The organism is Mycobacterium sp. 852014-52144_SCH5372336 (assembly GCF_001665615.1).
Lineage (GTDB): Bacteria > Actinomycetota > Actinomycetes > Mycobacteriales > Mycobacteriaceae > Mycobacterium > Mycobacterium neumannii_A.
In genome coordinates this window covers 1-11,272 of the sequence record NZ_LZSW01000012.1, presented here as the reverse complement: position 1 = coordinate 11,272, position 11,272 = coordinate 1, and the positions used below count along the sequence as shown (strand labels likewise).

The 11,272-nt window shown below is 65.1% G+C and carries 2 protein-coding genes; both read right to left on the bottom strand.

The features are described 5' to 3' along the window. Positions 1–7,280: amino acid adenylation domain-containing protein (locus A5759_RS26540; RefSeq protein ID WP_369816155.1), on the bottom strand; the 7,280-nt coding region annotated here is incomplete at its 3' end. Then, on the bottom strand, positions 7,277–11,272 hold a 3,996-nt coding region (locus A5759_RS26535; RefSeq protein ID WP_369816154.1), incomplete at its 5' end, for an amino acid adenylation domain-containing protein. The genes A5759_RS26540 and A5759_RS26535, both read right to left, overlap by 4 nt.

The window sequence follows — 11,272 nt, the reverse complement described above, 5'->3', positions numbered from 1 at the left end:
GTGTTGACGAAGGACCCGACCAGCTCGTCGAGGGCAGGATCACGCCGCCCGGCGATCGGAAACCCAACGGCCACATCACTACTGGAGCTGAGCTTGAACAACAACGCCGCGAGTGCGGCTTGCACCACCATGAAGCTGGTCGCGTTGTGTTCACGGGCCAACGCGTTCACGCGCTGCTGCAGCTCGGACGCCCAATCCACCACGACCTTGGCGCCGCGCGAATCGGCCACGGCGGGATAGGGACGATCAGTAGGCAACTGCACCCGCTCAGGCAAGTCCGCCAAGGCATCCTGCCAATACGCCAGCTGCGCCCCGATCCGGCTGCCACTGTCGTCTAGATCACCGAACTGCGTGCGCTGCCACAACGTGTAATCCACATACTGCACCGCCAAAGGTGCCCACTGCGGAGCCCGCCCCGCGGACCGGCTCGCATACGCCACGCCCAAATCCCGCACCAACGGGGCAATCGACAAACCGTCAGCGGCAATATGGTGCGCCGCAGCCGCCAACACATGCTCGCCCTCGCCGATACGGAAAAGTGTTGCTCGCAGAGGAATTTCGGTCGCCAACTCGAACGGGCGCCGCACGAAGGCTCCGACGGCTTCCTTCAGCCGGTCTTCCGACCAACCACTGGCGTCGACGAGCTGCCAGTCCATGCGGGCCTCGTCGGCCGGCACCACCACCTGCCGAGGAACGCCCCCGACCGCCGGAAAAACCGTGCGCAGGCTCTCGTGCCGGCCGACCACATCGGCAAGCGCCGCGCCCAGAGCCGCGACATCCAGATGTCCGCTGAGCCGCAAGGCCACCGGCATGTTGTAGATGGGTGACGGCCCCTGCAGTTGATCCAAGAACCACAACCGGCTCTGAGCAAACGACAACGGAACCACCGCCGGCCGCTCGACCGCCACGAGCGGCTCCGCGGTCCCGTCCAAACCGATCCGCAAAGCCAGCTGCGCAACGGTCGGCGCCTCGAAGAGCACGCGCACGCCAAGGTGAGAATCGATCCCGGCATTGATCGCCGCGATCACACGCATGGCCAACAGCGAATCGCCGCCAAGGTCGAAGAACGAGTCGTCCACCCCGACCCGCTCCAGCCCGAGCACCTGAGCGAAGATGCCGGCCAAGAGTTCCTCGATGGCGTTGGAGGGAGGGCGGTAACCGTCGGAGCCCTGGTATTCGGGCGGCGGCAGGGCTCGCCTGTCGAGCTTCCCGTTGACGGTCAACGGCAGCGCCTCGATCACCACCACCGCGGCCGGAACCATGTAAGCCGGGAGCCGGTCAGCAAGTGCACTCCGTAACTTGGCCGGCTCGGCGGTGCCGGTGACGTAGCCCACCAACCGCTTGTCACCCGGTGTGTCCTCGCGGGCGATCACGACCGCCTGGTTGACACCGTCGAGCCCGGCCAACGCTGCCTGAACCTCACCCAGTTCGATGCGGTACCCGCGAATCTTGACCTGCTCATCTGCACGGCCCAAATACTGCAACTGCCCATCGGCGCCCCAGCGCACCAGATCCCCGGTGCGATACATCCGCTGCCCTGTTCCACCGAACGGGCACGCCACGAACCGCGACGCCGTCAACCCTGCGCGGCGCACGTAGCCGACGCCGACACCACGGCCCGCGAGGTACAACTCGCCGACCACCCCTGCAGGTACCGGCCGCAACCATTCGTCGAGGACGAAAGTTGTGCCGGTCGGCACCGGTGTACCAATCGGCACCACATCTGCACCAGGGGTCAGAGGTGCGCTGATCGCCGCGTAGATCGTGGCCTCGGTCGGGCCGTAGGCGTTGATCATCACCCGATCCCGCGCCCATCGGTCGACCACCTCGGTCGGACACGCCTCCCCGGCAACGACCAGCGCCGCGTGGTCCAGACCCTGTTCGGACAACATGCCGACGGCGGAGGGAGTCTGGTAGATGACGTCGACCCGCTCTGCCCTCAGCAGCTCATTGAGCTCATCAGGCGATCCCGCCACCGACTCGGGCACGATCACCAACCGGCTCCCGTGCAACAACGCGCCGAAGATCTCCCACACCGATACGTCGAACACGAGCGAGTGCCACTGTGACCAGGCCTGGCCCGGTCCGCCGGGAAGTGCGTTGGGCAAGGACTCGAGGACCTGCGTGACGTTCCCGTGCGTGATCGCCACGCCCTTCGGTACACCCGTGGTTCCCGATGTGTAAATCGTGTACGCGATGTCAGCGGAGGTCGGCTTGCGGGTTGCGGCTCCGAATTCCGCGTCACCGAATTCCGCGACATCGACGACGGGCACATTGGATCCTTCGATCCGGTCGCGTAGTTGCGCCGTCGCGACGGCGAGCACGGGTCTCGCGTCGGCCAACAGGAATGCCAGCCGTTCCTTCGGGACCGCCGGATCGATCGGCAGATACGCCGCCCCGGACTTGAGGATTGCGAGGATCGCCACAATGGCCTCGGCTGAGCGGGGAACGAACAGCACGACTGACTCGCCTGCGCGGGCACCGTTACCGATCAATACGTTCGCCAACCGGTCGGAGGCTTGGTCGAGTTCGCGGTAGGTCATCGTGCGACCCTCGAATGTCAGGGCCGCGGCGTCCGGTGTCCGCGTCACCTGCGCGGCGAATGCCTCGGGTATCGAAGCCGATGCCGCGGGTGACGCGCTCAGCACCGCCCGGTTGCTCCACTCGTCCAGCCGAACATGGTCGACCTCGTCGAGCAGATCGATCGACGACAGCCGCACGGTGGGATCGGCGACCATCGCCGACAGCACCTTCTGCAAACGCCCGATGAGCGATTCGATGCCGGTTTCGTCGAAGACTCCCGTGTCATATTCGACTCGCAGGCCGAGCTCGCCGCCCGGGAGAACCATCATGGCAAGCGGATAGTGGTTGAGTTCACGGCTGCTGACGTCGATGATCTCGAGGTCGCCGACCGCCGCCGTTGCATCGGTGTCGACCGGATAGTTCTCGTAGACGAACAGCGTGTCGAACAGTTGCTCGTGGCCGGTGGCACGGTGGATTTCACTCAGCGCCAGGTACTGATGCTCGAGTGTGTCGGTATAAGCATCTTGGAGCTGACCGAGCAGATCCACGGTGGTGGTCAGCGGGGTGACCACGACCCGCACCGGCACAGTGTTGATCATCAGGCCGACCAACGACTCCGCCCCGGGCACCTCGGCCGGCCGACCCGAGAGCGCGACACCGAACGCGACGTCGTGGTGACCGGTCAGCCACATCAGCAGTTGAGCCCAGGCGCCCTGCAGCACCGTGTTGACGGTGGTATGCCGCGAGCGGGCCAATTCGTTCAGCGCCTTGGTGGTCTCCTCGGGCACCCGGAACGATGCGACGGCACGCCGGCCGAGCTTCAATCGCCCATGGGGTGCGACGAGTGTCGGGGTGTCGAAGCCATCGAGCACCGCCCGCCACGCCTCCTCGGCGGCGGCATGGTCCCGATCGGCCAACCATGTGAGGAAGCTGCGGAACGAGGCTGGCGCGGGTAGCCGCTGCCCGTAGTAGCTCGCGAAGACTTCCTGCAGCAGGATGGGCAGCGACCACCCGTCCACGACAATGTGGTGAAACGTGAAGACGCATCGGTACTGTTCGGCTGCGGTGCGGATCAGCGCTACCCGGAAGGACGGGGGATTGGAGAGGTCGCAGACCGCGGCGCGGTCTTCGGCGCTCACCCGCTCGATCCGCTCCTCGAGATCAGCGTCTTCGGCCTCCAGATCGACGTAACGCCAGGCCGGCGCGGGATCGGCGGGAATGATCTGGACCGGCTCGTCGAACTGGGTCCAGAACCGGGCCGCCAGGTTGGGGTGCCGTTTGACGACCGCATGCACAGCGTCGCGCAGGCGGTTCCGGTCAACCGGCCCGGCCACAGAGACTGCCAGCTGGACCGCGTACAGATCACCGTCGGTGACGGACGCGCTGGAGTGGAAGAGCAACCCGTGCTGGACCGGGGTCAGCGGCAGCACGTCGTCGATGCGGTATCGATCACACAGTTCGTCTAGTTGCGGCTGGGACAGCCGGGCCGGCGCGATGTCGGAGGGAGTCAGTCCGCCTCCGCCGGCGCGCACATGCGCGCAGATGCCTGCCAGCGCGTCGAACCACAAGCCCGTCAGCCGGGCTACCTGAGCCCGGTCGAGCGCCGAGGGCACCCACAACCAATTCGCCTGTAGGCGCAGACCGCCGTCCGCCTCGATGGTGGCGGCCGTTAGATCCAAAGTGTGCATTAGTGGCATGGGCACCGCGGCGGTCACTGCGCCGACAGACTGCAAGCCGTCCTGGTCGACCCGCCAGAGTTCAGCGGACAGCTCGGCGGATTGACTCAATCGCCCCAGGTAGTTGAATCCGATGAGCGGGTCGTCGCCGCCAAGGTCCACATCGTCATTCAGGTAGCGCAGCAGACCGTAGGTCAAACCGTCGGGAATCGCGCGTAGTTGTTCCTTGGCCTCTTTGAGCAAGACCCCTAGTGAGGGCTCGCCGGCGACTACGCGGCTCCATTCAAGCCCACCTACTCGCAACGACACCGGATACTTGATGGTGAACCAGCCGACGGTGCGCGATAGGTCCACATCATCAGCGAGCGCCTCTGCGCGTCCGTGCCCCTCAACGTCGATGCCAATCGGTGCGCCGTCGGCGCCGAGGAACTCCGCGAGCGCCAAGCCGAAGCCGATGAGCAAAATGTCTTGCACGCCGGCGTGAAAAGCGGCCGGGACCTCACCGAGCAACATGCGTGTGGTTTCGGCGTCGAGTTCCATCGACAGGCGCTCAGCGCTGGCATACGTATCCACCTCGGGGCGTACCGCCGGCAGGAGTGCGGGAGTCGTTGCGACACGGCGCCATGCCTCGGCCTGCTCGACGACTTTCGCGTTGTGCGCGTGGTCAGCCAAGAGTGAGGCCCACCTCGCAAATGACGTCCCGCTCGGCGGCAATGCCACCGGTTGTTGGTTGTGATGCTGCGCCCAGGCGGCGTTGAGGTCTTCCAAGAGAATTCGCCACGAGACACCGTCGACGACAAGGTGGTGGATGATGAGAACGAGCTGACGTGTCGATTCGACCCACAGCGCGCGGAGCATCGTCCCCGCGATCGGATCGAGTCTCGACCGCGCTTTGACCAACGCGGCGTCGGACAACGTCTGCACCGTCTCGATGCACTCGCGGGCCTCGACCGCGCCCGCCTGGGGCACTGTCAAGACCCAGCTGTCTGCGCCGCTCTGGTCGACGTGTGCGCGCAGCATGGCGTGCCGATCCAGAAGGGCCTGCATCAGCACCTCGACATCGCGCTGTGTGACCCCAGTGGGAGCCTGGACGACAACGGTCTGGTTGAACTGATCGACTGGGCCGTCGACGCTCTGCAGCCAGCGCACGATCGGGGTCGCGATGACTTGTCCCGTGCCGTCGTCGAATACGCCAGCTGCACCGTCTGCAACCGAAGCGACCTCGGCCAGCCGGGCCACCGTCTGCTCGACGAAGATGTCACGCGGCCGACATAGCACCCCGGCCGCACGGGCCCGCGAGACTACTTGCATCGACAGGATGCTGTCGCCGCCCAGTTCGAAGAATGAGTCGTCGACCCCGACCCGTTCCAACCCGAGCACCTGGGCATAAACGTCGGCCAAGATCTCCTCGACCGGACTGCTGGGCGCGCGGTACTGGTCGACGTCCTGGTATTCCGGGGCCGGTAGCGCCCGTTTGTCCAGCTTTCCGTTCACCGTCAGCGGCAGGTTCGTCATAACCACCACGGCCACCGGCACCATGTAGGGCGGCAGCCGCTCCGCGAGCTGCTCGCGTACCTCGGCGGGTTCGGCAGAGCCGGTGATGTAACCCACCAGACGCTTGTCGCCGGGACGGTCCTCGCGCGCGAGCACCGCCGCCTGCTGCACCCCCTCGCACCCCGCCAGTGCCGCCTGCACCTCGCCCAGCTCGATGCGGTAGCCGCGTATTTTCACCTGGTCATCCGCTCGGCCCAAGTATTGGAGCTGCCCCTCGGAGCTCCACCGCACCAGGTCCCCGGTGCGATACATCCTTTGTCCCGGTGCGCTGGCACCCGCGAACGGGCACGCCACAAACCGCGTCGAGGTCAGGTCCGCGCGGCCAACATAGCCATATGCCAAACCCGTACCCACTACGTACAACTCACCGACGACATCAGGCGCAACCTGGCGCAACCACTTGTCCAACACGAAAAAGCCCAAGTGCGCCAGCGGCGGTCCGATAGGGCTGACCGCACTGTCGACATCACCTACGACGATCTCGCGGAACGAGGCGTGCACCGTGGTCTCGGTGATGCCATACATATTGATCATCCGTGGCGACCCTGGATGACGATCGAACCACGACGCCAACCGCTGCGGCTCCAAGGCTTCCCCACCGAAGACAACCGTCTGCAGCTTGAGCTGATCCCCCCGTTCGGGTGACAAGGCATCGGCGGTCTGCAACGCATAGAACGCCGATGGTGTCTGGCTTAGTACCGTGACTTGCTCGGCTACCAATAAGGCGTGCAAGTCCTCCGGGGACCGCACCACTGCATCGGGGACCACCACCAACCGACCACCGTGCAGCAGGGCGCCCCAAATTTCCCATACAGAGAAGTCGAACGCCAGCGAGTGACACTGCGAGAAGACCTGGCCGACAAGGTCGAGTCTTGACTGTAGTGAGTCCAACAACTTGGTCACATTCAAATGGGAGACGGCAACACCCTTAGGCTTGCCGGTGGTGCCGGAGGTGTAGATGAGGTAGGCGATGTCCTCAGCGCTCGGGGTGTTGTTTGAGGCAGGCAGACCCGTACGCGGGTAATCGGTGATGCGAGGGTCAGAGATGTCAATGACCGGGAGGGCGGACCCCTCCAGCCGATCGACCAATCCACCGGTCGTCAACGCGGCAATAGGCGCGGCATCGCCGATCATGAATTCGATACGGGCGTCCGGATGACCGGGATCTATTGCCAGATACGCCGCCCCTGTCTTCAGGACCGCCAAGAGCGCGACTATCGCCTCGGCCGAGCGGGAGAGAAGCAGCGCGACCCGCTGGCCGGGGCGCGCCCCTTGGTCGACGAGCAGGTGAGCCAACTGGTTGGCGGCCTCGTCGAGTTCGCGATACGTCAGCGATTGGCCGTCGAACGTCAGCGCCACCGCGTCGGGATTGCTCGCCACCTGAGCCGCGAACAGCGCCGGAATCGACTGCGACGTGGTAGCGGGCTGGGTCAGTACTGCCCGATTGCCCCACTCGTCGAGCTGGGCGTGCTCGCCACCATCCAGAAGGTCGATCGATAACAGCCGCCGGTTAGCACCGGCCGTCATGACCGCCGCTCCAGGTCGGCGGTCATGACCGCCAACACCCGTTGTAGGCGCCCGATGAGCGCATCGATTCTGGCCGCGTCGAACACGTCGGTGTCGAACTCCACGCGAAGGCTCAATTCAGTGCCGGGCGTGGCCTGCACCGCGAGGGGGTAGTGGTTGTACTCGCGGTTGCTGAAGTCGGTGATCGCCAACCCGTCGTCTCCTAGCGGCGCGCCGGTATCCATCGGATAGTTCTCGTACACAAACAGAGTGTCAAACAGCTGATCGTGCCCCGTGACCCGGTGGATGTCCCGCAGCGCCAGATGCTGGTGTTCGAGGGTCTCGTTGTAGGCGTTCTGCAACTGCTCGAGCAAATCGGCGATAGTGGTATCCGGCATGATGTTCGCACGCACCGGCAGAGTGTTGATCAACAGACCGACCATCGACTCCGCACCGGCCACGTCGGTCGGACGACCCGAAACCGTGACACCGAAAGCGACATCATGCTGGCCGGTCAGCCATGTCAACATCAGCGCCCAGGCGCACTGCAGCACGGTGCTGACGGTGGTGTGACAGCTGCGGGCCAGCTCGCTGAGAGCCCGAGTCGTCTCCTCGGGCACCCGGAACGACTTGGCGCTTCGGGTCCCGAGCTCGAACCCGCCTGGCGCGCCGACCAAGGTCGGAGTGGTGAAGCCGTCCAACACCTGGCCCCAGGCGGCCCGGGCGGCGTCACGGTCCCGATCGGCCAACCACGTGACGAACCGGCGGTACGGCACCGCCGCCGGCAGTTGCTGCCCGTAGTAACTGGCGAACATCTCGCGCAGCAGAATTGGCAGTGACCAACCATCCGCCACGATGTGGTGGAACGTCAGGACGGCTCGGTGCCGGTCCTCGGCAGTCCGGATGAGTGCGGTACGGAACGCGGGCTGCTCGGCCAGGTCGTGTACTGCGACGCGTTCGGCAGCACACACCTGCCGAATCTGCTCGTCGAGGTCGACGCCGTCGGCGTCCAACTCGACATACCGCCACCCAGCCACGGGATCGGCAGGGATGATCTGCACCGGCTCATCGAAATCTTCACAGAACCGGGCCGCCAGGTTGGGGTGGCGATTGACCACCGTGCGCATCGCCTCACGCAGCCGGTGCTGGTCGAGCGGACCGCTCAGCGTGATGTCCAATTGCACCGCATACAGATCGCTCGCGTCGCCGGAATCCTGCGCGGTACTGGCATGGAACAGCAAGCCTTGCTGCACAGGGGTGAGCGGCAGCACGTCGGCGATGTCGTGACTTTGCTGAAGTTGGTCGATCTGCTGTTGGCTCAATCGCGCAGGAGCGATGTCCGACGGCGTCAGACCGCCGCCTCCGGCACGCACATGTGCGCAAATACCCGCCAGCGCGTCGAACCACAATGTGCTGACCCGGTTCACCTGTGCGTCGTTCAGCACCGAAGTCGCCCACGTCCACGTCGCATGCAGCTGCGGTCCGCGATCGCTGTAGAGGATGCCGGTGTTGAGTTCGACGGTGTGCGGTAACGGCGTCGGCACCGCCGTGGCCCCCTCGGTCAGAGCCAAGCCGTCGGGGTCGATCCGCCACAATTCGGGAGAGAGGTCTGCTGCAGCTCCGAGGCGGCCGAGATAGTTGAAGACGAACCGCGAGTCCGATCCCCCGAGCTCGACGTCGGGGTTGAGGTAGCGCAGAAGGCCGTAGGTCAAACCATCGGGCAGCGCGCGCAGTTGTTCCTTGACATTCTTGATCAACCCGCCGAGCGCCGCATCCCCGGCGATGACCTGTGCCCACGACAACCCGTCCACGTTCAACGACACCGGGTACTTGGCGGTGAACCAGCCGACGGTGTGGGACAGGTCCACATCGGCAGCAAGTTCCTCGTGGCGGCCGTGACCTTCCACGTCGACGCCGATCGGTACGCCGGGAGTGCCCAAGAACTCTGTCCACGCCAAACCGAACGCGATCAACAGAATGTCTTGTACGCCGGCGTTGAACGCGGTAGGCACCTCGCCCAACAACCGTTTGGTGATCTCAGCATCTAGATCGACCGTCAACCGGCCAGCGGTGCTGTAGGTGTCCCTCTGAGGTTGAGGCGCGGGCAGCGCCGACGGCGCGGCCGTCACCTCACGCCAGGCGTCGACATGGGCAACGACGGCCGGATCAAGAGCATGGTCGCCCAACAGCGACGACCACCGGGCGAAGGACGTACCACCCACCGGCAAAGCCACCGGCTGCCCGCTGCGGTGTTGAGCCCACGCAACGTTCAGATCTTCCAACAAGATTCGCCATGACACGCCGTCGACAGCCAGGTGGTGGATGATCAGCGCCAGCTGGTTCGTGGTGGTCACCCATAAGGCGCTGAGCATCGCTCCGGCACCCGGGTTCAACCGCAACCGCGCCTGGACCACCGCTTCATCCGACAACACATCGACCGAATGCAGACATTCGTTGGCCTGAACAGTGCCCGCGTCGGGGACGGTCAACGTCCAATCCGCGACGTCATCCCGCTCGACACGGGCACGCAGCATTCCGTGGCGATCCAGCAGTGCTTGCAGCACCACCACCACGTCGGCCTCGGTCGCCCCGGCGGGAGCCTGGACCACCACGGTCTGATTGAACTGGTCGGTCGGTCCGTCCACCGCGTCCAGCCATCGCATGATCGGTGTGGGCGCCACCGACCCGAGACCTTCGTCGACGACGTCGCTCGCGCCCTCGGCCATTTCGACCACCCGGGCCAGGCGGCCCACGCTCTGCTCGACGAACACATCTCGTGGCTTGCACTGCAAGCCGGCGGCGCGGGCATGCGACACCACTTGCATCGACAGGATGCTGTCGCCGCCGAGTTCGAAGAAGGAGTCGTCGACACCGACGCGGTCCAGGCCCAGGACTTGGGCGTAGATGTCGGCCAAGATCTCTTCGATGGCATTGCCCGGCGCACGATAGTTGTCGATTTCCTGGTATTCCGGTGCCGGCAAGGCGCGGGTGTCGAGCTTGCCGTTGACCGTCAACGGCAAAGCATCGAGCAGCACAACCGCCGTGGGCACCATGTAAGTCGGTAACCGCTCAGCGAGTAGAGAGCGCACGGTCGAAGGATCGATGCTGCCGGTGACATAGCCGACCAGACGCTTGTCGCCGGGGGTGTCCTCACGGGCGATCACCGCGGCCTGCTGCACCCCGTCGAGGGTGTTCAACGCGGCCTGTATCTCACCCAACTCGATGCGATACCCACGAATCTTGACCTGCTCATCGGCGCGCCCCAGATACTGCAGCTGCCCATCAGCGCCCCACCGCACCAGATCGCCGGTGCGATACATCCGCGCACCCGGCCCGCCGAACGGGCAGGCCAGAAACCGCGTCGCGCTCAGGTCCGGGCGACTCAGGTAGCCGTAGGCCAGCCCGGTGCCGGCCACATACAACTCACCGACCACACCGGCCGGCACCCGACGCAACCACTTGTCCAACACGAAAAAGCCCAAGTGCGCCAACGGCACCCCGATTGGGCTGACCGCAGCATCGACATCGGCGGCTACGATCTCGCGGAACGAGGCGTGCACCGTGGTCTCGGTGATCCCATACATATTGATCATCCGCGGCAACCCCGGATGACGCTCCAACCACGACGTCAACCGCTGCGGCTCCAACGCCTCCCCACCAAAGATCACCGTCTGCAGCTTGAGCTGATCCCCGCGTTCGGGTGACAACGCATCAGCGGTCTGCAACGCATAAAACGCCGACGGCGTCTGACTCAACACAGCGACCTGCTCACCGACCAACAGATCGTGCAGATCCTCCGGCGAACGCACCACCGCATCGGGCACCACCACCACCCGACCACCATGGGCCAGCGCACCCCAGATCTCCCACACCGAGAAGTCAAAAGCCAACGAATGACACTGCGTCCACACCTGTCCGGCCGACAACTCCACCTCGGAGTCCAACGCCTCCAACAGACACGCCACATTGCGGTGCGTGACCGCCACACCCTTGGGCTTGCCGGTAGTACCCGA